Origin of the sequence: Enterobacter sp. 22466 (genome assembly GCF_052044775.1) — a bacterium.
Taxonomy (GTDB): Bacteria; Pseudomonadota; Gammaproteobacteria; order Enterobacterales; family Enterobacteriaceae; genus Enterobacter; species Enterobacter dissolvens.
On the sequence record NZ_JBQENX010000005.1, the window covers coordinates 109,804 to 134,980 of the forward strand.

Annotated in this window: 31 protein-coding genes; 2 read left to right on the plus strand and 29 right to left on the minus strand. The window is 54.4% G+C overall.

All coding sequences use genetic code 11. From position 1 onward, the window contains the following. Positions 1-27: 27 nt before the first annotated feature. The 21 genes from ACTJJI_RS14735 to ACTJJI_RS14835 form a co-directional block, all read right to left on the minus strand. Positions 28-336, minus strand: coding sequence for a phage tail assembly protein (locus ACTJJI_RS14735; protein ID WP_014833331.1), 309 nt, complete (start codon positions 334-336; stop codon positions 28-30). A gap of 54 nt (positions 337-390) precedes the next feature. Beyond that, the gene (locus tag ACTJJI_RS14740; protein WP_014833332.1) at positions 391-909 is read right to left on the minus strand and encodes a phage major tail tube protein; all 519 of its coding nucleotides are present in this window, start codon (positions 907-909) and stop codon (positions 391-393) included. Between the two features lie 11 nt (positions 910-920). Beyond that, a complete protein-coding gene (locus ACTJJI_RS14745) occupies positions 921-2,114 on the minus strand; it encodes a phage tail sheath protein (protein WP_014833333.1) in 1,194 nt (397 codons plus the stop codon). A gap of 124 nt (positions 2,115-2,238) precedes the next feature. Beyond that, positions 2,239-2,766 (minus strand): tail fiber assembly protein, encoded by a 528-nt coding sequence (locus ACTJJI_RS14750; protein WP_440654616.1) that lies wholly within the window; start codon positions 2,764-2,766, stop codon positions 2,239-2,241. Positions 2,767-2,775: 9 nt separating this feature from the next. Next, a complete protein-coding gene (locus tag ACTJJI_RS14755; protein ID WP_440654618.1) occupies positions 2,776-4,980 on the minus strand; it encodes a phage tail-collar fiber domain-containing protein in 2,205 nt (734 codons plus the stop codon). Between the two features lie 11 nt (positions 4,981-4,991). Further along, on the minus strand, positions 4,992-5,522 hold the full coding sequence (locus ACTJJI_RS14760; RefSeq protein ID WP_063427128.1) for a phage tail protein I: 531 nt from the start codon (positions 5,520-5,522) through the stop codon (positions 4,992-4,994). Beyond that, on the minus strand, positions 5,515-6,423 hold the full coding sequence (locus ACTJJI_RS14765) for a baseplate assembly protein (protein WP_440654620.1): 909 nt from the start codon (positions 6,421-6,423) through the stop codon (positions 5,515-5,517). The genes ACTJJI_RS14760 and ACTJJI_RS14765 overlap by 8 nt, the downstream gene beginning before the upstream one ends. A gap of 5 nt (positions 6,424-6,428) precedes the next feature. After that, positions 6,429-6,779 (minus strand): GPW/gp25 family protein, encoded by a 351-nt coding sequence (locus ACTJJI_RS14770; RefSeq protein WP_014833338.1) that lies wholly within the window; start codon positions 6,777-6,779, stop codon positions 6,429-6,431. Continuing rightward, positions 6,776-7,417: a phage baseplate assembly protein V gene (locus ACTJJI_RS14775; RefSeq protein WP_043951700.1), complete on the minus strand. Its 642-nt coding sequence runs from the start codon at positions 7,415-7,417 to the stop codon at positions 6,776-6,778. Before ACTJJI_RS14775 ends, ACTJJI_RS14770 begins: the two co-directional genes overlap by 4 nt. 126 nt (positions 7,418-7,543) lie before the next feature. Continuing rightward, positions 7,544-8,011 (minus strand): phage tail protein, encoded by a 468-nt coding sequence (locus tag ACTJJI_RS14780; RefSeq protein WP_046887380.1) that lies wholly within the window; start codon positions 8,009-8,011, stop codon positions 7,544-7,546. After that, positions 7,974-8,219: an Rz1-like lysis system protein LysC gene (gene lysC / locus ACTJJI_RS14785; RefSeq protein ID WP_194515989.1), complete on the minus strand. Its 246-nt coding sequence runs from the start codon at positions 8,217-8,219 to the stop codon at positions 7,974-7,976. The genes ACTJJI_RS14780 and lysC overlap by 38 nt, the downstream gene beginning before the upstream one ends. Continuing rightward, positions 8,119-8,532, minus strand: a complete 414-nt coding sequence (gene lysB / locus ACTJJI_RS14790; protein WP_440654623.1) for an Rz-like lysis system protein LysB — start codon at positions 8,530-8,532, stop codon at positions 8,119-8,121. Before lysB ends, lysC begins: the two co-directional genes overlap by 101 nt. Continuing rightward, entirely contained in the window at positions 8,529-9,038 is a 510-nt protein-coding gene (locus ACTJJI_RS14795; protein ID WP_014833342.1) for a lysozyme, read from the minus strand. The genes lysB and ACTJJI_RS14795 overlap by 4 nt, the downstream gene beginning before the upstream one ends. Next, positions 9,022-9,243, minus strand: coding sequence for an HP1 family phage holin (locus ACTJJI_RS14800; RefSeq protein WP_014833343.1), 222 nt, complete (start codon positions 9,241-9,243; stop codon positions 9,022-9,024). Before ACTJJI_RS14800 ends, ACTJJI_RS14795 begins: the two co-directional genes overlap by 17 nt. Next, the gene (locus ACTJJI_RS14805) at positions 9,234-9,437 is read right to left on the minus strand and encodes a tail protein X (protein ID WP_046887394.1); all 204 of its coding nucleotides are present in this window, start codon (positions 9,435-9,437) and stop codon (positions 9,234-9,236) included. Before ACTJJI_RS14805 ends, ACTJJI_RS14800 begins: the two co-directional genes overlap by 10 nt. A 165-nt stretch (positions 9,438-9,602) precedes the next feature. Next, a complete protein-coding gene (locus ACTJJI_RS14810) occupies positions 9,603-10,043 on the minus strand; it encodes a DinI-like family protein (RefSeq protein WP_014833345.1) in 441 nt (146 codons plus the stop codon). 109 nt (positions 10,044-10,152) lie between these two features. After that, positions 10,153-12,114, minus strand: a complete 1,962-nt coding sequence (locus ACTJJI_RS14815) for a replication endonuclease (RefSeq protein ID WP_440654626.1) — start codon at positions 12,112-12,114, stop codon at positions 10,153-10,155. Position 12,115: 1 nt separating this feature from the next. Then, positions 12,116-12,337 carry a TraR/DksA family transcriptional regulator gene (locus ACTJJI_RS14820; RefSeq protein ID WP_014833347.1) on the minus strand — a complete coding sequence of 74 codons (222 nt, stop codon included), beginning with the start codon at positions 12,335-12,337 and terminating at the stop codon, positions 12,116-12,118. Beyond that, positions 12,337-12,564, minus strand: coding sequence for a DUF2732 family protein (locus tag ACTJJI_RS14825; protein WP_014833348.1), 228 nt, complete (start codon positions 12,562-12,564; stop codon positions 12,337-12,339). The genes ACTJJI_RS14820 and ACTJJI_RS14825 overlap by 1 nt, the downstream gene beginning before the upstream one ends. A 67-nt stretch (positions 12,565-12,631) precedes the next feature. Beyond that, positions 12,632-12,970, minus strand: coding sequence for a DUF5347 domain-containing protein (locus ACTJJI_RS14830; RefSeq protein WP_014833349.1), 339 nt, complete (start codon positions 12,968-12,970; stop codon positions 12,632-12,634). Positions 12,971-13,002: 32 nt separating this feature from the next. Next, complete coding sequence (locus ACTJJI_RS14835) at positions 13,003-13,266, minus strand: hypothetical protein (protein ID WP_014833350.1); 264 nt, start codon at positions 13,264-13,266, stop codon at positions 13,003-13,005. A gap of 132 nt (positions 13,267-13,398) precedes the next feature. Between ACTJJI_RS14835 and ACTJJI_RS14840 the strand changes: the two genes are divergently transcribed. Both ACTJJI_RS14840 and ACTJJI_RS14845 read left to right on the plus strand, forming a co-directional pair. Next, positions 13,399-13,974 (plus strand): phage repressor protein CI, encoded by a 576-nt coding sequence (locus ACTJJI_RS14840; RefSeq protein ID WP_014833351.1) that lies wholly within the window; start codon positions 13,399-13,401, stop codon positions 13,972-13,974. Beyond that, positions 13,974-15,008 (plus strand): phage integrase, encoded by a 1,035-nt coding sequence (locus ACTJJI_RS14845; RefSeq protein WP_125366513.1) that lies wholly within the window; start codon positions 13,974-13,976, stop codon positions 15,006-15,008. Before ACTJJI_RS14840 ends, ACTJJI_RS14845 begins: the two co-directional genes overlap by 1 nt. Before the next feature lie 440 nt (positions 15,009-15,448). Here the strand turns inward: ACTJJI_RS14845 and ACTJJI_RS14850 are convergent, their stop codons facing one another. The 8 genes from ACTJJI_RS14850 to ACTJJI_RS14885 all read right to left on the minus strand — a co-directional run bounded on the left by ACTJJI_RS14850 (position 15,449) and on the right by ACTJJI_RS14885 (position 24,990). Beyond that, entirely contained in the window at positions 15,449-16,132 is a 684-nt protein-coding gene (locus ACTJJI_RS14850) for an outer membrane protein (RefSeq protein WP_013098813.1), read from the minus strand. Between the two features lie 137 nt (positions 16,133-16,269). Further along, positions 16,270-18,384: a fimbria/pilus outer membrane usher protein gene (locus ACTJJI_RS14855; protein WP_440654631.1), complete on the minus strand. Its 2,115-nt coding sequence runs from the start codon at positions 18,382-18,384 to the stop codon at positions 16,270-16,272. Positions 18,385-18,447: 63 nt separating this feature from the next. Beyond that, positions 18,448-18,876, minus strand: a complete 429-nt coding sequence (locus ACTJJI_RS14860; RefSeq protein WP_014833354.1) for a DUF1090 domain-containing protein — start codon at positions 18,874-18,876, stop codon at positions 18,448-18,450. A gap of 62 nt (positions 18,877-18,938) precedes the next feature. Further along, positions 18,939-22,166, minus strand: a complete 3,228-nt coding sequence (locus ACTJJI_RS14865) for an ATP-binding protein (RefSeq protein WP_440654633.1) — start codon at positions 22,164-22,166, stop codon at positions 18,939-18,941. A 2-nt stretch (positions 22,167-22,168) separates the two neighbouring features. After that, complete coding sequence (locus ACTJJI_RS14870) at positions 22,169-22,792, minus strand: response regulator transcription factor (RefSeq protein WP_262787858.1); 624 nt, start codon at positions 22,790-22,792, stop codon at positions 22,169-22,171. 223 nt (positions 22,793-23,015) lie between these two features. Then, positions 23,016-23,375, minus strand: coding sequence for a DUF6911 family protein (locus ACTJJI_RS14875; RefSeq protein WP_440654635.1), 360 nt, complete (start codon positions 23,373-23,375; stop codon positions 23,016-23,018). A 570-nt stretch (positions 23,376-23,945) separates the two neighbouring features. After that, positions 23,946-24,410, minus strand: coding sequence for a hypothetical protein (locus tag ACTJJI_RS14880; protein ID WP_440654637.1), 465 nt, complete (start codon positions 24,408-24,410; stop codon positions 23,946-23,948). Between the two features lie 220 nt (positions 24,411-24,630). Beyond that, positions 24,631-24,990: an immunity 8 family protein gene (locus tag ACTJJI_RS14885; protein ID WP_440654639.1), complete on the minus strand. Its 360-nt coding sequence runs from the start codon at positions 24,988-24,990 to the stop codon at positions 24,631-24,633. Between the last annotated feature and the right edge of the window lie 187 nt (positions 24,991-25,177).

The following is a 25,177-nucleotide window of genomic DNA, read 5'->3' on the forward strand; positions in this document are numbered from 1 at the left end:
CGTCGACCGACAGGTTTTCAGGAAATTTCAGCGAGCCGAAGTCGGTGACAAAAAACCGACCACCTTACCGGCAAAAGAGAGCAGGTCGGAGGCATCCAGACGTGCAATCTCATGTTCGGTCAACGCCGGAGAGGTCATTCGCGGCAGCACCTTAATCAGGGCATCCACGTCGGATTGCGCCAGCGACGCCAGCGATACGCCACGCAGGGTGCCCGCATTGGGTTTTGCGACGGTCACTTTTTCGATTTTTTGCTCGCCGCGCAGAACGGGGCTATCAAGCGTGACGGTGTGTGGGTTTTCGCTTTCGTTGATAACAGTCTCGTTGATATTTTCCATTTCGTTACTCTCAAAAGGGTAAGTAACCGGCCAGCAGCGGCGGCCGGTTAAGGGTTACAGGCCGATGGCCTTACGGTGTTCCGCCAGACGATCGACGCCGTCGACTTTCAGCACCATATTGATGATGTCAATCTCGATAACCTCTTTGCCATCGATAGTGAGCTGGTAGTAAGCGCACTCGGTGGACATCTTGGTGGTGCCGCTTTCGCCCTGCTTGTTCTCGCCGCCGTCAAACTCTTTGTGACGGCCACGCATCACGATCTCCACCGCAGAGATTTCACCGGTATCGTCACGCTGGAAGGAACCGGTAAAACGCAGCGGCACGCTGTCCGCGCCTGGCGAGGCATACTGCGCCCACAGTGCAACGTCCGGCAGACCACCAATGGTCCACTCCAGCGCCAGGGCATCATCGTCCAGGCCGAGGTCGACAGAGACCGAACCCGGCATACCGCCGCCGCGATACTTCTCCAGCTTGCGGGTGAGCTTCGGTAAGGTGACAGACTCAACAACGCCCATATAGCTCAGGCCATCGTTGAACATATTCAGATATTTAAGTTTGCGTGGTAACGCCATGCTGCAGCTCCTTAGCTGTTAACCGAATCTGACAGGTCTGCCAGATAGGTATCGGTGATGCGCTGGCGCAGGGTCAGATTCTCCAGCGGCGGAACAGGGGTGTAGTCGTAATCGATATACAGTTTCCCCGCTTTGAGGGTCGACACGTCATTCGATTCCGGGTCATACCAGCAGGAGCCGTCAACGATGTAGCCGTTGGTTTTCAACTCACGGAATTTGGCATTGATACCGGAAATGATGTCGCGAATAAGCGTTGGGGTAATGGGTTTATCCATCGCCCATGCGTGCGCTTCCGCCATGGTGTCGGCCAGTACCTGCGCGGTACGGGTGTAGTTTTCAAACAGGAATAACGGATCGTCAGAGCAGGTACGGTTGCCCCAGAATTTGAAACCGTCATTGCGAATCAGCGTAGTCACGCCCGCCTGGTTAAGCAGGTTGGCATCGGTGGCCTGTTCCTGCAGGTCCCAGGAGACAGAGGCGCTCACCCCGGTGACGCCGTTAACACCGACGTTGGACAGGGTTTTATGCCAGCCGGTAGTCTGATCAATCTTGGCGCGCAGACCAAGTGCGCGTGCGGTCGCCCAGGCCGTTTTGGTGGCGTTCGTCGTGGTATCCCACGCCAGGAAATCCGGGTGAATAACCATCAGCTCACGCTGGCTGAAGTTTTTGCGATAGTTGATCGCCTCAGGAATGGTTTTACAGCCCCATGCGCTGACATAGCCAAACGCACGCAGGCTCTGGCACGTCGCTGCCAGCGCGGTCGCCACTTCCTGCGAATCCAGCCCCGGTACGCCGAGAATGCGTGGTTTAACGCCGGTCACCGTTTTCGCGGTGAGAAGTGCCTTCAGGCCGGTGTATTTGCCGTTTTCGTCGGTGGTACCGATGATGTTAGAAATGGTTTCTTTCTGTGCGGCTTCCGGGTCGTCCGGGTTATCGACACCTTCGGCCACGCGAACAACAACGACAACCGGTTTACACTGATCGGCAATCGCCTGAAGGGAAGCGGACAGCGTGCCTGTTTTCCCGGCTTTCGCAATCGCGGATTGTACATTGGTAATGAGCACAGGCTCGTTAAGAGGGAATGTCTGTTCGTCAGCATCGCTGGCCGTACAGACCATACCGATGATTGCCGTCGAGACGGTGGAAATGGTGCGTGTGCCATCGTTGATTTCGATGACTTCCACGCCGTGGTGATAGTCGCCCATCCGTTTAACTCCGTGGTTTAGTGGTGAGGGTATTTTCTGTGGAGCGCGCGATGGATGCGACGTATTGGGGTTGGGGAAAGGATTACACAACAAACGAAAAGCCCTCCGGGAGGAGGGCTTGGGGTCAGGCCGGGCGTTCTGGCCATTGAATATCTGGCGCTTTGCTGAGATCCAGTCTGTTTAACATTACGCGGTAACGCTTCCAGAGCGAGAGCACAGCCCTTTCATCTTCAGTGGCAATATCGAGTTCATCAGCATCCTGCAATGGTGCAATTGCATTTGATGCTTCGTTCAGCCGATTTTGTCTTTCCAACTTCGCAACTGCATAATGATCTACCGGTGCAAGAGTGATTTTCTCACCATCAAAAAGCCATTCGCCATTAATACTGAATTTTTCCGGAATTGCTTCTTTTTCAATTTCAGCTATCGACATATTAACAGGCCAGAGTGCCGAAATGTCATAATCTGCTGAGCGAATAATCCCGTCGGAGGAGTAAACAATTTTTAGTTTGTCCTTATTAAATTCCTTTTGTGCATCATACCAGTCATGACCGCTCTCATCTTTCAAGAATGAAACGCCCAGTGATAATAGTTCCGCCACCTCATAACTCTCATCAGGAACATAGGAAGTTAAGTTTTTTAAAATGAACATAATATCTCTCTAAGCTGAGGTTGCTGTATACCAGACACCGTTAATCATATATTGCATAGCTCGATAATAGATATTCAGGTTAACAGTGTAGTTACCAGTACCATAAACACCTGTCAGCACAATTCCGTTTCCGTAGTTCAGATTGCTGTTACCTATCGGCCCTGAGTTAGTCACACTTCCGAGCCGTGTCTGGGTGACAAATTTTGCATTCGCTTCAGTTTTAGCTATGTAACCCGCATCTGTTTGCGCCTTTGTGTAATAGCGAGCATCGAAACTTGAGTAATCGGAAAGTGTCAAACGGCCCATTGTTACGTAGCCGTTGGCGAGGTTTACTACAAACGGACGAAGCGAGTTAAAACTGCCGGTCGAATCACCGCTGTTTGTAAGCATCAAATAAAGGTTGCCGCCATCGTTACGCCAGAAAGTGCCATAATTGCCGTAAGCGATACGTAAGCCGTTTGCGCTTTTCGAAACAATCTCCCCGGATGCGATAATCCCGCTCCCGAAGCCTGCACTGCCATTAAACTGAAACGTAATTGAACCGTCTGTATTTCGCTGCGAATAATAGTGATACCCAGCATCATCCCCTAACTCAACGACTGTCGGACGACCAGAAGCCCCCCACAGACGTAAATTTGCATTTTTATCTGATGTGCCTGAGGAAAAAAGACCTATTTTTTTACTGCTTCCTGAATAAATTGCACCAGATTGCGATGTGATATTTCCACGGAAACGCCCCCCCGTAGAGGTGTTAATTACAAATTCTTCTTGCGCATCGGTATTTCCCGTTGCCAAACGATACTCCCCTCCTTGAGTAGTTTCATGCCAAATAGTATCGCCAGAGCCACCTCGAAATTTTCTAAGAAAGTTTTTAACTCCTGTAGTGCCTGTCGCCAGTGCCGTGTAATTATATACCCCTTGCTGAACAGAATCTTGGATAAGTGTACCTGACATTATGTCGCCTGATTTTGCGACAGCACCAATGTCATCCGGCCCTGGCTTATTTGCAGCGTCATATTGCTTAGCCCATCCCGACCACACCCCAGCATATAACGTGCGAATGTATGAGCGGGAATTATTATAAATACGGTAAATCTGTGTAATACCTGCATGCTTATAAACTTCAAGCGAGCCAGCATTGGCCTCGGGATAATTTTTATCTGTCTGTGCCTGCGCGTTTGCTGGCTGGTAGTACAGCCCCGGTGTCGTGTAGGCATTCAAATCGGCGGCATTACCAATACCAAAAGCCTGACCATTAAAAATATCCTGCGCGCTGATATTAAAATCCTCAGTCAACGCATGACCATTAATCTTGCGTCCTGACGGCACGCGCCCGTTGGCATTATCATTCGCGGCCTTAACTGCTCTCGACGTTGCGGCAAGTGTCTCAGATGTACTGTCAATCGCACTGCTGAGCTGGACAAGCCCCTTGCACGCCGTAGTGGCATCCACCGCGGTGTACTTGGCGTTTGCCAGATCGTACGCAGTCTTCACCGCCTTCGGCGTTGCCGCCAGCACCTCAGACACACTGTCAGTGGCGCTACTCAGTTGAACAATCCCCTTACGCGCCGTGGTTGCATCCGCTGCGGTATACTTCCCGTTCGCCAGGTCGTACGCCGCCTTCACCGCTTTCGGCGTTGCGGCAAGCACCTCAGACGTGCTGTCGGTGGCACTGCTTAACTGGGTAAAGCCCTTTGCGGTCAGCGTGGCGTCCGGATGGCGGCGCGACTGCTCATGCTCCGTCAGCTTCCCGTCGACGTATTCCTGCGTGGCCATTACCGTGGAGGTGTCAATCGTCAACTCGACGGAGGAAATATCGCTCACCATGATAACCATGCGAAGCGTCTGCGCGCGTCCTGACCCCTCCTCCAGCGCGGGCTTATAGCTTTCAGCCATATTCCCGACGGCAATCAGCGTCCCGGTATCGTCATAAAGGCCCATCTCACGCATCCAGAAACCGCCCACTTCTGGCGGGATCAGCAGCTCCGCCACAACGTAGTTTTTGTTCTTCTTGTCCTGGCTGATTTTGTTCAGCGCGTGGCGCCAGACTTCATTCACCAGCTTTGTCTGGCTGGCATCCGGAACGGGCAACGCACCGCCGCCGTCGCCGACCGCCATTGCGGTGAAGTTCACTTTCTTCCCGTTGGGGACGGTTGCTGCAGCCAGTTTTTCTGCACCGGCTTTGGTGATAACCGTTTTAAATTTCACTGTCATTGTGCTCTCACTTATCCGGGGTAAACCGTAATGATGTCGCCGTCATAGCTCAGGGCACCGGTAAAGAGATAACCCGGGATGTCCTGGATGATATTCAGGCCGATAAGGTGGCGGCTGGCAGGCTTCGCATCAGCGATAAGCCTTTCCATCTCGTAATACATTTCCTCGGTGATACCGGTGTCTAATACGCCGATATCAAGGCGGAAGGTGCCGGGCGGATCGTTGGTTTGCCACCACTCGGTGACGTTAATCAGATAACCAAGCGGCTCCACGACGCGGCGCACGGCGCCGATGGTTCCCTTGTGGGCATGGATAAACCACGCCGCGCGGATCACGTCCCGTTTGGTGGCCTCCGGCCAGTTCTCGTCCCAGCGATCGACCGAAAATGCCCATGCCAGCCACGGCAGCAAATTCGCCGGGCAGGTATCCGCGCTCCAGAGATGGCGCAGCGGTACCGGCGTTTTTTCTATCTCCGCACAGGCGCGCGCGGCCGCCACCTCAAGAGACGACGATCCAACCGGTAAAAGACGGGTATCACTCATCGCTTCCCCCCACGGTTACGCTGTACTGGCTGCACCATGAGGCCTGAGTTTCATCGAGCACGATATCGGCTGCCGGAGCGGTCAGTTCCACGCGCTGCACTCCTTCAACGTGAAGAGCGGCGTAAATGGCAGACTTGCGAATATCGCGTCCCAGCCGATGCTGCGCCGTGATATAGGCCTGCAGCCGGGCTCTGGCCGCGTTGAGCACCGGTTCGCTTTCCGGGCCAGGGAAGAGGAACAGCGAGGCCGCAATGGTGTAGTCGACAATTTTGGCCGACTGGACGGTCACGCGATCGGCGACTGGCCTGACGTCCTCATCGTTCAGCGCATTGCGAACGAGGGTAAGCAGCTCTTCAGACGCCACGCCGTTATTCTCCCGGGAGAGCACGGAAACCGTGACGTTCGCGGGCTGAGGGCTTATCACGGAAATATCCGCCACCCGACCATCCGCGCTGCGACCATGGAACTGATAAGCGCCAGTCGAACCGGCCACGCTCAGCCCTTCCGGTGCCTGCTGGATACGCAGACGAAAGTCGGTATCAGACTCCATCACAGCCGGCGTGGGCGGAAAGGTCGTGTCGTCGGCAGGCGTAATCACCAGACGCTGAAGGTTAGCGTTTGCCCCAATCTGGTCGAGATCGCTGCCAGCGGCGTAGGCCAGCATGACCGCTCGCGCGGCCTCGTTGACGCGCTGACGCCAGATAACTTCCCGATACGCGTCTTCCTGCAGCAGCTTCACAATCGGCTCTGACTCCAGGGTCAGCGTGCGTGCGATAGCCTCTTGCTCCGCCTCAGGAAAGAGTGAGACAAAGGTGGCCTTTCGTTCTGCCAGCAGCGTTTCATAATCCACCTCCTCCACGACATCAGGCGCGGCGAGCTGGCTCAGATCAACAATAGCCATAGCGTTTAACTCAGTGAAATAGTGAGAGAAAAGGAGCGATCGGAAGCCGGTCGCGTGCCGGTGATATCGACGTACAGCGTCCCGTCACTCTCCGACCGTTCGAAAGCAATCGCCGTCAGGCTGATCCGCGGTTCCCATTTCTGGATCGCGGAATAACATGCGGCCATAATCTGCAGGCGCAGCGCCGGACTCTGGGGCCTGTCGATCATCGCCGCCAGCAAGGAGCCGTACTCCCGGCGCATAACACGTGAGCCAACTGGCGTAACCAGAATGTCGCGCACGCTTTGCCTGATGTGTTCCGCCTCTGTAATGCTGAGCCCGGTCTGACTGTTCATTCCCGTGTAGCGCACCGTCATTGCGTCCCCTTAGTCCAGCTTCCGCCGCTTTGCACACTGCCGTGGGCATGGTTGTCCACCTGCACCCCATTGGAGGTGAATTTACCGCCGGCGTGTTCGATATTTCCGGCCATCACCCCGCCCTTCTGCACCTCAAGAGAGGCGGTAATCAACTTGTTGGTACACACCACTTCAGGCGTATCCAGCGTGATACGGCTCTCAGCTTTCACCTGTACCACCGGAACGGTCGCGGTCAGCGATTCCGATGCGGTGATGGTTGCCGTTTTGATGCCAGTCGCCGTCAGCGCACCGTTGCCGGGCTCGTATTCGATAACCGCCCCATCAGGAAACGAGACGTGGAGCGCGTCAGGCGACTCAGACGGCGCCGGATGGTCGTCAGAGAAAATGCCTGGCAACACGAAGGCGGTATCCAGCTCACCGCCGATAGCCAGCAGCAAGACCTGTTCACCCTCGGACGGCGCCCACCAGACGCGCGAGCGGCCTGCGCGGCAGGTCAGCCAGTTCAGCCAGGTGGTTTTCATCCCCCCGGACTGGACGCGGCAGAGCCCTCGTTTGAGGTCGACATCGGTCACAACACCGAGACGAATAAGATTGCGGATCGCGCGAGCGATGCCGTGCATGGAAGTTAGCGTATTCATAAGAAGAGAATGCCGCTCAGGGCGATCGGCAGCAACGAGGCGGGGTTTTATGCGGGATGAAACAACAAGCAGGGGTGCCGTCTGGCCAGCCGACAGGGCTGCGGACTGGCCATGAGCACGGGAACGTCAGGCCTCCCACCGGCTGACCAGTTCACCGTTGACGTATAACTCCATCGGACGCGTGACGGGCTCTGGCAGCGGCGGCTCCGGAGAATAGGTGGCAAGCAAGGTTCCTTCATTCTCGGACACCAGAATCCGCTCGGTTAACTGCAGGCTGAAGCTGATATCTGAGGTTTCATCGTCATTTAAGACAACCTGAAAGAGATATCCCTTTTTTCGTCCCTCATCGAGGGTAAAAATATCCGGCTGGTTTTCCCGAAGCCAGGCCAGCACCGGGACGAAAATCCCCTCGCTGTCACCGGAAAAACCGCTGACGTTCGCCTTCAGTTCATATTGTTTTTCGAACGAGAGCGAGGCCGCCAGACGCGCATCGATGTTACCGCTCCCGACGGACATCTGTAAGCGCTCCGGGTTTGCGCGCAGTTGTGGTACAGCGTCAATTAATGCCTGACGCAGGCTTTTGAGTTTGTGCATCGAGTTTATCCTGACAGTCTTTAATGGTTTCAACCTGCAAGGCGCAGGCGATAAGGGCGTGCTCAAGCCTGCGAATATCGGCACTCAGATCGCCGTTTGTGACAGGCTCACTTGCCGGCATCGGGCAGGTGCTCACCTTTGGGCAAGCGTTGTAAACAATGTGCGGCGGAGGCGCAGGCGGCGCGGGTGTGCAACCTGCGGACAACATCAGGCAGCTGAGCGTGATACCAGCGGCGTAGTGCTTCATTTTCATTCATCAATCTCCCGATAGCCGCTTCGCGCCTTGCCATCTCCTCAGCGGTAACGGCAAGCGCATCGCGGAGCCTGACCTGCGCGTTTTCATTTTCGCTGGCCATCCGTTGCGACACGGCCAGCTGATGGTTCAGCGCGTGAATCGTGTTTTTTTGTTCAGTGGCGATCTGGTTGGCTTTGGCAAAGCCGCGGGACAGGTTCAGATTGTCATGACGAAACCACAGGGTAATGGCCATCAGCACAGCCAGCATCAGCAGGAGCGTTCTCATCTTCCCCCCTGCATACACCAGGCCTTTTCACGGGCCCGACGGTTTTCCAGCCCGGCGTTCTTCTTCCCGTTGACATACACCCAGCGGGTCAGCTGATCGCAGGCCTGCGGCCACTGTTTGTGATGAATAAACGCCACCAGCGTCGAACGGCAGGCGGCACCGGTTCCCACGTTAAAGGCAAAACTGACCAGCGCGTCATAGACCCGGGGTGGCATCTCCACCGGCGCGCATGCGGCAAGCCGTTTCTCAACATTCAGAACGTCGGCGATCAGGTTCGCCGCCGCGTCACGCTCGGTGATCGCCTGCGTCGGTACAACGCCTGCCGTATGGCCAATGCCTGACGTCCATACGCCCGCGCTACAGCGGTAGGGCGAAAGACGGCAGCCTTCGAGATCGGCAATTAACGCCAGCCCTTCAGGCGAGGTGTGCAGTAATCGAAAGTCAGGCATGAGCACCGCCAGGGCAAGGACGCTGGCGACGCTGCAACGCTTAATGATTGAGTTCACGAATACTCTTCTTATCGAGGCCCAGAGAGTTGAGATAGCGCCAGGTTTTTCGCTTAAACCAGTAATTCGTCAGCGCGGTAAAGATGGCGCAGAGGCTTCCCACGTACAGCGCCACTTTTTCAGGAGACATCGCCCCGAACCAGGCCAGCGCCACGGCCAGCCAGTAGGCAATAAACGTGGTGACTTTCTCCAGACTCAGTCCCATAGGTTCACGGATTCTTTTCTGGGTGCGCTATCAACCTCTGGCATGTCTACTGCCGTGCCATGGGGTAAGACAACGCCCCACTCAGCAAGGCCAGGATTGGCTTTCAAAACGGGTTCGACTACGCCTGCCGTGCGCCCGTAATAACGCGCACAGATGGCATCAAGCGTATCTCCCTGCATTGCATAGATCTTCATCAGACACTCCAACATCCGGATTTCCAGGTACTGTAGAGTTTCCAGAGCCAGCGCCCTTTCCGCTACCGCAGGCGGATGGACAATCGCGGGCACAACAGGCTGTCCGCGTACGACAGAACGCGGCTCAAATCTGAATGAAGGTTGTTGCCGGGGAAAGGGCAGACGCTAGCGCCAGCTCTCGTCTTCCCAGACTTCCCGAAGAATGTTGTCTAACGCTTCGCGCTCGGCCTCGCCGTTGATGCCCAGCAGCTCGACGCCCGTCATGGAGCCTTCTTTCACCGTCACCCGCGTTGACGGGAACAGCGGCCTTATCCTGCGGGTGAGTTCGCACTGGAAGGCTTCCACCACCGACGGACCAATGTGCTGATCTTTATCGAGGGTGATATTTACCCGCACATGGCTCTCTTTTTTGATTCGTTCCGGAACAGGCGATGCCGAGAAAACAACGGTAAACGCGTTGTTTTTGATTAAATTCCCTCTCGCTATCTCAGCAATAAGATTCAGGGCAATTTCACGATCTCTCTCCTGACATGTTCCTTCTGTCGTCAGTCGCGCAATCATCTCGACTCGTTCAATCATGACTTGCTCATTCAACTCTCTGTCCACACAACCTCCACCACGAGATACTGTATAAACATACAGTAGCACGTATTCATAAAAAGAGTGAAGCAAAAAATCAGAACCGTATGCGGTATGTGCATGATATCGATGGAGATTAGCGCATCACCGCGGCCAGCTGACGCGTTAAATGCCCGGTACGTTCAAGGATTGAACGGGTCTTTTCCTGGAATGGCGGGGGCAATTCGCGGTGGCGGTGCAGTTGAGAAAAATCGCCCGGCGTACAGTTATTGACAGAACTCCAAGAGGGCGCGGTGGCGCCCTTAAGGTCAACGGCCCGCTTCGGGACAATCTTCCACTGTTTGAGGCGGGTTAACACCGGTGACCCAGTCCCAACGGCCGCATCGTAGACCCCGCGGATACAGACGGTTTCCTCGCCGTACTGGTTATATTCTTCTTTCGATTCGTAGAGCGTACGTACCTGCAGATCGTCACGACGGACAAACGGCCCGCCCTGGGCGTTCACATACCCCGCCCAGTCTCCGGCGTCCGCCGCGTCATGCACGGCGGCAAACTCCACGCTCAGGCCATACGCCGTCTCGCGCTCGGTGAGACGGCGCAACTCCCGGTAGACCGTCACCGGCGCACCGCCAATAAACTGAAACTGACGGATGTGCCAGCGGGCCGCCCAGGCGGAAACGGCGGGAGCGGTCTCTTTCAGCAGCTCGCCATTTTCATCATCCGTTTCGCCCTCAAGCGCATAGCCATCGATATTCTTCGCGATATATTTGGCGATATAGCCGGTAGCGCTTCCCTTCTCCGGGTCAATGGCTTCGGCGTGAAAGCGGGCTTTTTTAGCCCTGTCGCGTTGTAACTCAGCGGCATCCTCTTCGCAGGCATAGTCATCCATGATGCGTCGAACGCGCCCGACATCCTCCGGTTGCATGAACAGCAGCATATGCCAGTGGGGCGTACCGTCATGATGAGGTTCAGCAACACGGATCCCGAAAATACGCATCCCCTCCCGGTGCAGTTTCGCCCGGATGCGCGCCCAGAGCCGGTTAAGGTAGTGTTGCGTGTCCGCCGGGCTGGCGCCGTTCCACTTGCCGTTACGGTAACCGGTCTGCACGGTCGCGTGATATTTAGCGGGGGCGGTTAAGGTGTAGAACTCGCCTGCATAGCCCAGCTCATGGCAGATATTTTCAAACCCGCGAATACGGGTCATCAGTTCGCAGCGGCGTATTGCGGGGTTGGCCACCGAGCCATCGTATTTTTCAATCAGGCTGATACGGTTACCCTCTTCATCTTCAAGCTCCAGCCCCTTCAGGAACTCACGCGTACGGCGCTTCTGCTCGCGCCACTCGGCGATGCACCGTTTGCTCGCATAGGCAGATTTCTTTTTGCTGACGTGACCGATGGCGATCTGCAGATGCTCCCGCCAGGCGGCCGCCATCCGACGCAGACGACCGCGCCACCAGGCCTCTGAAAACATACGGATCACCGCCGGGGCAACGTCCTCTTTGCAAAAGACGGTTTTCGACACGCGCTCCCAGTGGGGAGGGACCACATTAAACTGACGGGTAATGACACCGGCGCGTTGATACCAGGCATGCAGCGTTTGATATTCACCCATGCCGGCATCGTCCATATTTGCCAGCTCGGCGCGAATAAAGCGGGCGATGTCAGCCCCCAGCAGATCGATATCCGCACGGGACATATCCGGAAGGCGGTTGAAGCGGGCGACCATATCCACCATCCGCGAGGCGAGGTATTGCAGTTGCGGCGTGTCAAAGTGGCCATCAAAAACCGCCGCGGAGACGCTCTCGTGCACGCCAACCCGGCTGTATTGCTCAGCAACCCGCTGCAGGCGCGGTAAGACCCCTTTACAGAAGCGGATCAGAAACGCATTGGCTCGCGGCGTGCCCTGCTGCTGTTCGATGGCGTCAACCGTACGCCACACTTCGGAACGGACGCATTCAGGCTGCAGAGAGAGGGCTTTTCTGGCTTGCAGCAGCGCCGCGAACAGACGATCGCGACGCTGCAGTTGAGAGTGTGTGAGATAGGGGCTGGCAATGGCCGTCCGTGGCGCATTCCACGGATAAGCACAGGAGATAGCCAATTCACCCTCCCCGATAGTGTTTGTTTTTCAGCTCCGTCATTTCCTGGCAGGTAACGCACATGGCCACGCCGGGGACGGCAATACGGCGCGCCTCGGGGATCGGGGCGTCGCACGCTTCGCAGAGAAAACGCGATGGCGACACAGGTCGACGGCGCGCGCTGTTAATGTGGCGCTCGCGTTCTGCCAGTTCACGCTCCTGCACCAGATCGATAAAATCAGCCATCAGTGCAGCTCCTGGGATTCACGCTCGTAACGGGCCGCTTCGTGGCACAGCAGTTCAGCCACGTCTTCACCGCTCATACCGGTTTTGTAAATGTGGCTGGCCAGCGCCTCAAGGCGCTGTGAAACCGCGAGCGCACGTGCTCTTCGCTCCTCGGTCTTTGCCTGCGCCAGCAGACGTACCAGTTTTTCTCCCTCGATCGGGGACGTGCGGTTTTCGCTATTTCGCATTACTCGTTCTCCTTACATTCAGGCAATAGAATGCCCGGCGGGTTTACGCCATTACGTTTGGGTGGGGTTACATCGGCAGGGTCAGCCGTTCGGGAAATAAGCTCACGACTGCACGAAAATGGTTCATGGCGGTAATCAGCGCCCTTTTCTCGTCAGTCGTCAGTTCACCGATCTCGCACGCATGACGGGTAGCGGGTAATTTCGCCAGGAAGAAGATGGCAGCCAGCGCGCGGGTGTTCTCTGCAAAACAGGGATCGCGCTTATCACGCAGCGCTGCAAAAAACCGCGTCAGCTCTTTCTCGCTATCGCCCCAGAACCTGGCGCGCAGTTCAGCCACGTGGTTAAGTCCGGACAGACGCGCCCCAACGCTGAGCGGAACGCTTGCCTGAGCAGCTTCTATCGCCATATCGCCCCTCGCTTCGTTTCCCGCAACGTGAACTATTCACCGATAACAAGCTGGAAGCGGGAATGGCCTAACGCCTTACGTAGCTGCTCCTCTTTCCAGCGCGCGTAATAGATACGGATGGGGCCACCAGCTTTTTTGCAGCCCTTGCGGATAGTGCGCGGCTCAATGGGGACCCGGGGGTTATCGCCGGTCGTCCAGCGGTAGGCAGTGCGTTCAGAAACACCTTCCAGCGCGGCGAATTGCTGCAGCGTCACCACAGGGGCTGGCACTTTGATGATTGCGATTTCAGAAGCCATGTTGCATGATTCCCATTTTGATAATGACTGCAATCTTTAGCCTCTGTTTGCCAACGTCTGCCGCTGATTGCCCGAATTTGCAATGATACTAATACCCAATTGAGTATTAGTAAACACCCAAAGGAATATATTTTGATTTTAGATTCTCAAGTGAATAATGAAGAGTTGCTCGATAGAATCTGTCAGGTATATGGTTTTACGCAAAAAATCCAGCTTGCCCGGCACTTCAATATTGCCGCCAGCTCGCTGCAGAACCGCTACGCACGCGGCACTATCTCTTATGACTTCGCCGTGCAGTGCGCCCTGGATACGGGCGCCAGCCTGCGCTGGCTAATGACCGGGCAAGGTTCTCAGTTTGAAGGTCAGCCTGCGCCGGGCGATCCTGTATCTGTCGCGTCGTTCACTCTCAGTGATGGTCGACTGGAAGAAAATACTACTTTGAGTATCGACTCCCATTTCTTCAGTAAACAACTCACCCGCGGCATCGCCGTCCGGGCTGAGGGAAAACTTCACTTTGTTGAAAAAGACGCATCGTTAACCGACGGACTTTGGCTGGTTGAGATTGAAGGCACCACCAGCATCCGCGAGTTGACGCTCCTGCCGGGTAAAAAACTCCACGTCGCGGGCGGAAAAATCCCGTTTGAATGCGGTATCGAGGAGATAAAAACGATTGGCCGTGTTGTGGGTGTCTACAGCGAGGTTAACTGATGGCGGTCCGTAAAAATCCTGCCGGTGGCTGGCTTTGCGAGATCTACCCCAACGGGGCAAGGGGTAAGCGCATCAGAAAGAAATTCGCCACCAAAGGCGAAGCGCTGGCCTTTGAACAGTACACCGTTCAAAACCCGTGGCAGGAGGAAAAAGAGGACCGCCGCACCTTAAAAGCGCTGATTGACGCCTGGTATAGCGCTCACGGCATTACGTTGAAAGACGGTCTTAAACGCCAGTTGGCGATGCACCATGCTTTTGAGTGTATGGGCGAACCGCTCGCGAGGGATTTCGATGCGCAGATGTTTTCCCGCTACCGGGAAAAGCGGCTAAAAGGCGAATACGCCCGTTCTGCCCGGGTAAAAGAAGTTTCCCCCCGCACGCTTAACCTTGAGCTGGCCTACTTCCGGGCGGTATTCAACGAGCTGAATCGTCTGGGGGAATGGAAAGGCGAAAATCCGCTGAAAAATATGCGCCCTTTCCGCACGGAAGAGATGGAAATGGCCTGGCTGACGCAGGAGCAAATTGCCCGGTTGCTGGCCGAGTGTCGGCGTCATGACAACCCGGATCTGGAAAACGTGGTCAGGATTTGTCTCGCCACGGGCGCACGCTGGTCTGAAGCCGAAGGGCTCAAAAAAAGCCAGCTGTCGAAGTACAAAATCACCTATATCAATACCAAAGGGCGAAAAAACCGCACCGTTCCTGTCAGCAAAGCCCTGTATGACGCTCTGCCTGATAACAAAAATGGCCGTTTGTTCAGTGATTGCTATGGTGCGTTCCGCTCTGCGCTGCAGCGGACAGGTATCGAGTTACCCGCCGGGCAACTGACCCACGTTCTGCGCCATACTTTTGCCAGCCACTTTATGATGAATGGCGGGAATATCCTGGTTCTGCAGCGGGTGCTTGGGCATACGGATATTAAAATGACTATGCGTTATGCGCACTTTGCACCTGATCATTTAGAGGATGCCGTTAAGCTCAACCCACTGGCGATGAGTGGCGATAAAGTGGCGGTAGAAATGGCGAATAATGGGTAATTGATGGCAAACAGTGGCAAAGTATGTCAATGATAAATAACGCAATGTATTGATTTTCCGTTATTTCATCAGGAACTCATAATCGCTTGATCGCAGGTTTAATTGAGTAGAGGAAACATGATGAAAATAAACAATGCTGCTTTATATGAGCGATTAAAGAGATGAAACGAGCAATACTATGGTTTCTACAATCATATATTTATTACATCCCTATAGCACTTATCATTGCTGGTGCTTATATATTCGCGCGTTTCGTCCCTGACTATTTTGGTATTCTTACCCTGGCATGGATCATCATCGTGACCTATTTCTATGTTAAACATAATCGTTGGTTCTGATCTGGCTCGGGCAATCAGCATGCCACACCTGCGCAATAAAAAAGCCAACCCCGCACTCCCACGGTGTTGGCCCTGTTTTAAAGCAGTGACGGCCACAACAGGTTAAAACACGTAACGCATACCCAGCGTAAATTCGTTAGAGACAATATGCGCTTTCATCTGCTCATCTTTTAAGCCGCGCGCGTTAGTGAAATTGTTATATCCGCTTTCGATCTTGCCCATATCGATATAGCGATAACCCAAATCGACATACAGACGTTCAACCGGCGTGTAGCTTACGCCCGCTCCTAATGCGTAGGTCAGGTTGCTTTGGGTGGTCGAGGCGTATTCACGTCCGGCGTTACCCTGCCAGCCGCCCGCTTTGATCTTGCTCACGCCAAGCCCTGCGGTACCGTAAACAGAGACACCGTAGCCGAGTTCATAATCGCGGTAGACATTCAGCATCAGACGTTCTGTTTCGGTCTGCAGGTGGTTAAAGCTGTTCGCGAATGTGCTGGAGCCGCTGGTGTACTCCGTCTTTTGTTTAAAGGTGTATTCACCTTCGGTACGCCAGCCGTTACCGAACTGGTAGCCTGCGGCAATCGCCGCGCCGCCAAAATGCTCTTTCTCTTTACCGCCCACAAACTGTCCGACACCCGGACGCGCGCTGGTATCCATCTCTTTCGCACGCTGTTCAATCTGCAGGTATTTTGCCGAGCCGTAATACCCTTCTTCCGTATTTGCCGCCAGAACGGTAGCCGGGATCATCGCCACAGGCAGGGCGATTAAAATTGCTTTCATCTTCATCTACACTCCATTGAAAAACAGTCAGTGAGACGAATCATAAGCAGTCCCGAAAGGGCAAACTATTAGGATGAATACGCGTTTAACCTGGTAATTTTACGTAGGGATTTGTCCCGCTTTTCATCCTGTTTATTGTAATTTCAATCCGTTACCGGTTGGGGAAAACGCAGCAGGACGATCGCGCCATCGGTGGGTACCGATTCCAGTTCCGTCACATCCAGCGCGGTGTTTTCCGGCAAGCTCAGGCTATCGACCGTAATGCGGTTCACCCGCCATGGCGTTAAGTAACTCACCAGCAGCTCGCCTCTGGCATTGGTTGTGGAGCCAAACTGGTTATAGAAGCCAATTCCCGGCGAGTCCGGCACGTCCACCAGCGCAGCGGTGCTACCGAGCTGTTGACCCAGCGTCACGCCGTCAGCATGCACCAGAATGCTGCCGCTGGTGTCGGCATGATAATCGCGGCGCGTTCCCCCGCGTACCATACTGAGGTTCAGCTCGCCCGCGTTGTACTGATAGCCCAGATTCGCAGAGAGCTCATCATTGCGGTGTACGGTATGCGTCGCCTGCAGATCGTAACGCAGACTGTAATCACTTAACGCTGAACCATACACATTCACCCCATGGCTATCTTCCCCCCGGCTGGCGAGCTCGGTGATATAGCCGACATTACTCGTCGCCCCCCAAAGGGATAAAGGCACGCTGATGTTGATACCCACGGTGGTTTCATCCGGATTTTTACCGTAGCGCTCGTATACGCCGTACACGCTTACATCCACGTTGTGTAAGGTTGTATTCAGGCTCAGTGTCGCACCCGTGTTGCCCGCGTCAGGTTCACGTGACTTCAACCCGTGCCAGGACAGGCTCAGGCTGGAATCCTCGCCAAGATTCTGGTTGAGCTCCAGCTGTCCACGCAGCGCCCGCCGGGTGACGTCATCGTCCCAGCCGTACCTCAGCAATTCCGCCCGCGTAATTTTTTCTTCCAGCGACCGGTAATGCTCACCACGTGGATACCACTGGAGCTGGGCGGTGAGGCTGGTTTCGGTCGTGAAGAACGCTTTGGCATAGCGCAGACGCCACACCTTGCCCCGTAGCGTCTCCGCCTCTTGCGTATAGCGAGCCGCGCTGACATCGCCGGAAAACGCCCCCCACAGCCCCAGGTTACCGCCAAAACCCGCGACCTGGCTGAAATAGTGCTCCCCTTGCTGCAGCCCGGCAAACACGGTGACCTGCGGTGCAATCCCCCACGAGACCGTACTCTGCCAGAAGCGATCCTTGTCCCTGTCGATACCGTGAAAAGGCTTATACCGACCGGCGGCCAGTTCGTAGCTAAAGAGTCCCTGATGCACCAGATTGGGCATACTGGAATAGGGCAGCAGGCGGGTACGCTCTGTACCATCGCTCTCCTGAATCGTCATTTCCAGGTTGCCGTTTGGGTCCGGCGGATAAAAATCGCGAATGGTAAACGGCCCGGGCGGGACATGAATACGGTAAACACGTACCCCGTTCTGATGAATGGTGACTTCCGCCTCTGTGCGGGCATAGCCGTTGATCCAGGGCGAATAGGGTCGCCAGCTATCCGGGTACATCGCCTCGTCACTGGCGAGTGATGCACCGCGAAACGCCAGGCTGTCGAACATATTTGAAGAGGTATTGCCGTCGCCCAGGGTCACACGCGAACGCAGCGGCGTGATGCTGCGCCAGAGCGACATCGCATTGGTGTACGAACCGTGTTGCCCCTCTTTTTCACGCCAGAAGGTGTTTTGATAACGCAAACGCCAGGGACCCACATTAAGGCCATTGTCCAGGCTCAGCGTGGCGTCAGTACCGGAATGCTCCCAGTCGTACTGCGCCTGGCTGTTATCCGCATCCAGACGATAGTTAATAAACAGTGCGTTGATGCCATCATCCCAGCGACTGGTACTGACGCCGTTCTGCTGTGGGCTAATGGCGTCTGGCGGGAAGAGAAGCGTCAGCAGTTGCGCTTGTGGGCGGTACCAGTATTTGAGGTTGAACTGCTCCGCAGACTGCGGCGTCAGGCAACCTTTGGCATCCCAGACCAGACGTGAAAGCACCGCGTCACGCACGCCCCACTCCTCCATCAAAGGCTGACTAAGGCAAGGTCCCGAGGCAGACACCTCAAACGAAATCGCCCCTTTGTAGAGGTTATTAAGGATCACCCACGTCTTTTGGGTGGCCGCGCGGCTCTCTGCCATGGCGAAAAGCAGCACAAAAAAGAGAAGATGGAGTCGCATCATGATGGCAGGCAGCGCAAAAAGGTGAGGAGGCTCACGCCCCCTCACCTGTTTTACAAAAAAGCGTTATTTCTGCAGGGAGGCGAGCGCAGCGCGAGCACGGCTCAGCTCTTGCTGAATGCTGCTCAGATCGCTCTGTTTTTCAGCCAGTTTGCGCTGGTATTTCGCCACTTTCTTGCTGTCGCCTTTGGCTTTCGCTTCACGCAGATCTGCCTGAACCTCGGCAATATCTTCACGCTTCTCGGCCAGTTTCTTCTCCAGCTTCTTCACCTCTTTTTGCGCGTCAGCCTGTACGCTTGCCGGGGTGCAGTGCGCTTTCACTTCGGCCAGCGCTTTTTTCAGGCCGTTGACTTTGTAGGTATTACCGTACTGCTGGGCGATACGGATCTCTTTTTCCAGTGCCGCGGCTTTCGCAGAGCAGCTTTCTGCCGCCTGGGCGGTGGTGAACATACCAACAGATGCGATAACGGCCAGTGCGGATACGAGTTTTTTCATCGGGATATCTCCTTTATATGTGAACTTCCCCGACTAAAAGCGTACCCCGATGGAGGGGAAGCTTACGCTGTACGCCCGTCCTCATTCTGCTGTAGGACGGTCTCGCCCGGTTGTAGTCCCGTCTCGCGCCAGCGCTGTAATACGCTCCTCAATACCAGAATGTCCTCCTCAAGCTGACGGATGCCGCCGCTGTCGGCAGCCTGTTCCTGCTCCAGACAGCGCGCTTCCAGCGCCGGCATACCGAGCAGTTGAATGCCGCCCCGCAGACGGTGCAGCGCGTCCTTCAAGGGTATACCGGGGTCCTTCCGCCACAGCGCGATATCACGCAGCGTCTCCTCCAGCACGCTTATCTGCAGATCCAGAAACGTTGCCAGATGCTCACCGTCCAGCAGTGCTGGGGGTAGCGTGATGGAACAAGGTAACGCATCCGGTGATTTTTCGGATGGAGCAAGAGGGGCGAGCAGATTTTCCAGCGCAACCAGCGTGACCGGCTTGAAGATACAGTCGCGCATGCCCGCTTCCCGCGCCTCATCCCGCACGGATTCACGCGCGTCCGCCGTCATGCCAAACACCGTGACATCCGGGTAACGTTCATTGACGATGCGCGACAGGGCATAGCCGCTCATTTCGGGCATGTTGCAGTCGGTGATCACCACGTCCGGCTGTCGGGTTGCCAGGCGCTCGATCAGCATTTTCGGGCTGTCGTACTGGGTGACCGCATGCCCCAGCCACTCAAGCTGCTGGGTAAGCAGCATCCGTCCGACCGGATTATCGTCTACCACCATAATGGTCAACGCAGCCCGTTCGCCGGAAGGGACAGCATGCCCGACCTCTTTCTCTGGCAGGGCGGCCATAACGGGCAGCCTGAGCGTCACCGTGACCGTCGTCCCCTCACCTTGCACGCTATTCAGCGTGAGATCCCCTTCCATCATGTCCGCGAGCTGGCGACAGATATAGAGCCCCAGCCCGCTGCCCTGCGCCCGGGTACGGCTCTCACCCTGACTAAAAGGCTGGAACAGACGCTGTTGCGTCGCGATATCAATCCCCTCGCCGGTGTCTGCTATTGCCAGCTCCAGCAGCATAAACTCGCCGTCCTGCCATTGCGGCTGCGCCCGCAGCATAAACTCGACGTCCTGCCATTGCGGCTGCGCGCGCAGCATCACCTGACCGTGGTCGGTGAATTTAATGGCGTTGCCCAGCAGGTTGGTGACGATCTGGCGAAAACGCATCACATCGATCAATACGTCCCCCTTCAGGGCGGTATCCATTTCCAGCAGCAGCTTCAATGATTTCTGCGCCGCCAGCCCCTCAAACTGCGACACCGTTCCTTCAATCAGGTTTCGAAGCGAGGCGCGCTCCGGGCGGAGCACCAGACGGCCGGACGCAATACGCTCCACATCCAGGATATTCCCGATAAGCAGCAACAGCGACTGCGCCGCGTCCCAGGCGACCCGTATCGACTGCGGGTTTTGCGGGGCATGGTCAGGACGTTTCATCACCAGTTCCAGCATGCCGATAATGGCGCTGACGGGCGTGCGAATTTCATGGCTCATGGTCGCCAGAAAAGCGCTTTTTCCCCGACGGGCTCGCTCTGCGCGATGTTTCGCCGTACGCAGCGTCTGAATAAGCTTACGGATGCGCGCCTGCTGGATGCGCCGCCGACGGTAAATCCACCCTGCCACCAGCGCCAGCAAGACCAAACCGGCGGCGGTGAACGTCACCAACCACGTTATCGACAGCGCCGACGTCGACACCGAGGCAAGCGCATTGCCCGTGTTGCTGCCGCGCGTCAGGGCGTGGAGATCTTCCGGCGGGATGTTGATCAGCGCTTTATTCAGAATGGTGATCAGCGGCCAGGCCTGCCGCGATGCGCCAAAGGCAAAGCGCAACGGTTCGGCATCGATGCTGGCGAGAATTTTTAGTGAGGCAAATTCTTTGCGGGTGAGCTGGGCGTTGGCAATGATCAGCGGCACCACCATCATGTCGTTTTTATCCTTCACCACGCTGTTAAAACCCTGCCACCAGGTATCGACCTTCGCCGTCTGCCCACTGTTTTGTCGGCCAAGCCAGCCATCAGGCGCTTCACCGCGCAGGCTCACCACACGGGGCTGAAGTGCCTCCTTGCCCGGCAGCGCGCGTCCAACCATAACCCAGGAGTTATACAGCCAGGTTCGGGTAGTGAGGAGATCCGCCTGCCAGATCCCCTCCTGCGTGACACCTGCAATCAGCTCGGCCTCACCGCGGTTTATGGCCCTGAAGGCGGCGGCCTGGCTGGGATAACGGCGGATTTCAAAGGTAAACCCGGTACGCAGGCGGAGCGCGGTGAGCAGGTCCGCCAGGATGCCGCGCAGCTGCCCGCGCTCGTTGAAAAAGGCAATGGGGGCGTTATCCTGCGCCACCGCGACGCGGATCCGGGAATGTTCTTTGATCCATTTATGTTCGAGCGAGGTGTAACGCGGTGGCTCTTCGCTCAGGGAGAGCGGGATCCCCCCGCTCCAGCGACGGTGGATCTCCACGCCCGCGTTCTCCGGCAGCGCCATCAGCATCTTGTTGAGGATCGCGATCCAGACCGCCATCTTTGGCATCGCAGCGAACGAGAATCCCGACGCCTCGAACGTGTCCGCCACCGGACGAATACTGAGATTGCTTAAATTTGACTGACTCGCCAGATAGCGCGCGGTGATCGCATCGCTGAAGAACAGATCGATTTTGCGAAACGCCAGCGCCTCCAGCGCATGCCGCGTGGAGGAGAAATTCACAATGACAGCCCCCGGATAACGGGCCAGCACGTCGCTGCTGCTGTAGACAGGCGAAACGGCGATCCGTTTCACCGGCTCATCGGGCGAGGCATCGGTATTCACCACTTCAACCGGGATGTTGTCGCTGTAGGGCACACTCAGCATCAGCCCCTGTTTTTGCTGGCTACCCCCTGCCTGAGGCATAAAATCCGCCTTGCCTGCCCGCAATGCTGACAAGGCATCGTCATAGGTGGGATAACGCACCACCTCGATCTCCAGGCCGAGGTTTTCCGCCACCAGCCCGGTGAAATCCGCATTGATACCACCGTAATCGTTCAACCCGGTGGTGATGTCGTAAGGGGGCATCATCGGCTCCCAGACCGCCAGACGGATTTTGCGGTGTTCGCGCACCCAGCGCCATTCGCTACCGCTGAGTCCCGGCTCGATCACCTTTTCATGGCTACGCGCCAGCAGGCGAAGGGATTCCCCCGGTTGCGCGGCGCACACGGTAAAGGCAATACAAAAAAACAGGATAAAGGTAACGGCTCTCACGTCTATGGCTCTGAAGTGTCAATAAGATCGAAAAGTTGTTCAAAATGCGCAAAGCCGCTTTTTTTCATCATTCGCGCCTTATAGGTGCTGATGGTTTTGTTGCTGAGCGCCAGCCGGTCGGCAATCTCCTTGTTGCTTTTGCCCTGCTTCAGATAGTTCAGCACCGCGATTTCACGATCGGAGAAACTCGCCAGCAGCGCCCGGGTATCATGTTGTATTTCAGTAGTCTCGACGATTTTCGTGAATGTCTCTTCCGGGAAACAGTGATAGCCGTCCAGCAGCAGTTGGCAAACCGGCTCGACGCGCTCCAGCGCCAGGCTTTTATTGATAAACCCGCTCGCCCCGGCCTTCAGCGTACGCAGTGCGTAGATCCCCGCAGGCTGGTTGGTATAAACCAGCACCCTAAGCGCAGGGAAGTGGTGCTTGATGCGCGGGAGAAGATCCAGCCCGTCAGCGTTTTTGAGTTCCAGATCGAGGATCAGCAGCGACGGCTGTTCCCGATGCAACAGCGCCAGCAGGTTCTCGCCGGAGGATGTCGTCACGGTAAAATCCGGATTCTTTTCCAGCAGCACCTTGAGCGCAAAGCAGATTGCCGGATGGTCATCCACAAGCAGTATTTTTGTCATTGGTGTTTATTCTTTCCTGAGGCATTAACGGCTCCATTACACGCTGTACACCATAGCCTACCACGTGTTGAATCAGGACAAGGTTTGTCTGGTTTGAGAATAATTCAGAAAAAATACGGAATACGCGAACACATCCTACTTTTCATTAGGCATAATGATTTATACAAATGGGTTGGGAATTTTAATGCCAGATATTACAGGAGGGTTTTAATGCAACAAAACGCTAAACCTGTCCTGTGATGAAAAAGGATCTGCAAACCTCAGTCACAAATTCGAAATCACTTATCAGGTCATGTGAGTGCCTCAGGAAAACAGGCGGAACAGAACTTTCTTTCCTTTCATAACAAGCAGTCTGGATGCTTTGTATGTTTGTTTTATCATCCTTACCCTCAATTAATGAGAGCAGGAAATGCATACCATCCGAATGGATGCTGAGCGTTTTTTGATTATCAACATCTACAATATTAACGCTTCCCGTATTCGTCCTGAGCTGATGAAGCGCATCGTAAACATCTGACCATAAGGGGAAGTCCTTTTTACTTAAACCTGTATTTGCGCAAAACAGGGAAAGCTTCATTTTCATCGTTTGTCCTTTAACAATGTTGTTTGCTACGTATTTTAACATGGAAGATGAACAATCCAGAGCAGGATAAAGTGATGTCGCTGGCAAATTACACATTTTAGGAATTTTATGGTAAACCGGGCATAGAGGGGCGGGGTAATCAGAATGACAACTGCTAACAAGCCCCGCAACGTGTAATGAGAGTAAATGTAACAATTGATATAGAATTTCCAGCACGGAGGTAGGGATCATTCAATGATATTGTTCAAAAATATTTTCCGAAGCTACTTCGCCATTCCCATAATTATTTTTATCAAAAGCGAATTTTCATACAGATAACATCCCGGTTTTAAAACCGGGACTGTTTTTATACAAATGCTATTTCTTCAGCAAGCGCGGGAGTTGATTATTTAATTCCAGGATACACGCATCCATATATTTTTGGGTTTCAATCGTCACCTTCTTATAATTATCACGTTCCCATTCTGACAGATTCGCTTCCACAGGAACGGGGGAACATTCAGCTACAGTATACGCGGAAAACATATTCCCACCCTCAGGTTTTTTATAGAAAAGCACCTTATATTTCAACTAATAAACGAGAGTGGTTGCTGTAGCATCTTTAAAAATCAATGCCCAGGTAGCATGGCCAATATTGAGTTGTTCTTTATAAACATAACCGCTGGATTGGGAGTCCATCCACTTACTGATACTTTTCTTTGCACCTTGAGCGAGGTAGGTATCAGTAGGATTTTTGATCGACTCGATGATTTCCCCTTTATAATTTTCTTTATCAAAACTGCTGGGTTTTATATTTCCGGTTAACACAGACAAAACGGCCAACCCTTTTCCTACAGCGTTATGAGTCGGAGTAACTACGCGTAGTGAATTATCTGCGATACGATTATTGTTAAGATCTGCCTGTGCTGACACAGCCATAATCTCAATTGAACTACCATTGGAAGAGGTTACTGTTTCAGGCTTTATTTTGCTGGCACAACCCGTTAGCGCTACAACGAATAGTAAAGTAGTTACTGTGAATGTTGTTACTTTCATTTTCTTTCCTTGAGATAAAATAATGAAGGAGAATATCCTTCTGCTTGCTGACGCTTACCGCTCTTTCGTACTTAGTTCAGGCCTAATTCGGCGTTTACCGCTTCCTGAAATATCCACGGCCGTTAAGGTCGACAATCTGTCAGTGATCCAGCGCAGATACGGGAACTTCGAGTAAAGCCTGACAGAACGCTCTCGGCCCGATGGCCGGGAGCTCGACTATTTAAGGCTGATAATCTTCATATTCCCAGAAGCTGAATCGACTTAATTTGATGGCTGCTTTTGACCAATCGCTATCATTGCAGGCAATGACCTTTTTCTCTACGTAAGAAAGGATCTCATCATAATCATATTCTTCGACAATGATCATTCCTTTACCAGACAAAACCTTATTTGATGCTAGCTCGTTTTGAAGCCAAATTGGAGTACATACCAACATATCAAAAGCTTCAGCACCGTCTTGATCATTAGGTCCGATCATTGCTCTGACCCAACAACCAAAGTTGACAGGCTCGGTTGGCCAGTAATTTATTAAACTATCTTCCAGTTCCAGCGATCTCATCCCTTTCAATTCAATATTCATTTAGTTATATCCAGATGTCCATTGCTAATAGATCTTCCCGTTGGCGTCAGTTTTTGTTCAAAATTGGCCTGAACACCCGTCGTGGCATGGGGACTATTTGGTTTAGATGAAGGTGGGCGGTAAATTCTCGATCCATCAGAACTTACCTATGCAGCACCATCGCTAGATATTAGACACCCCAACTCTA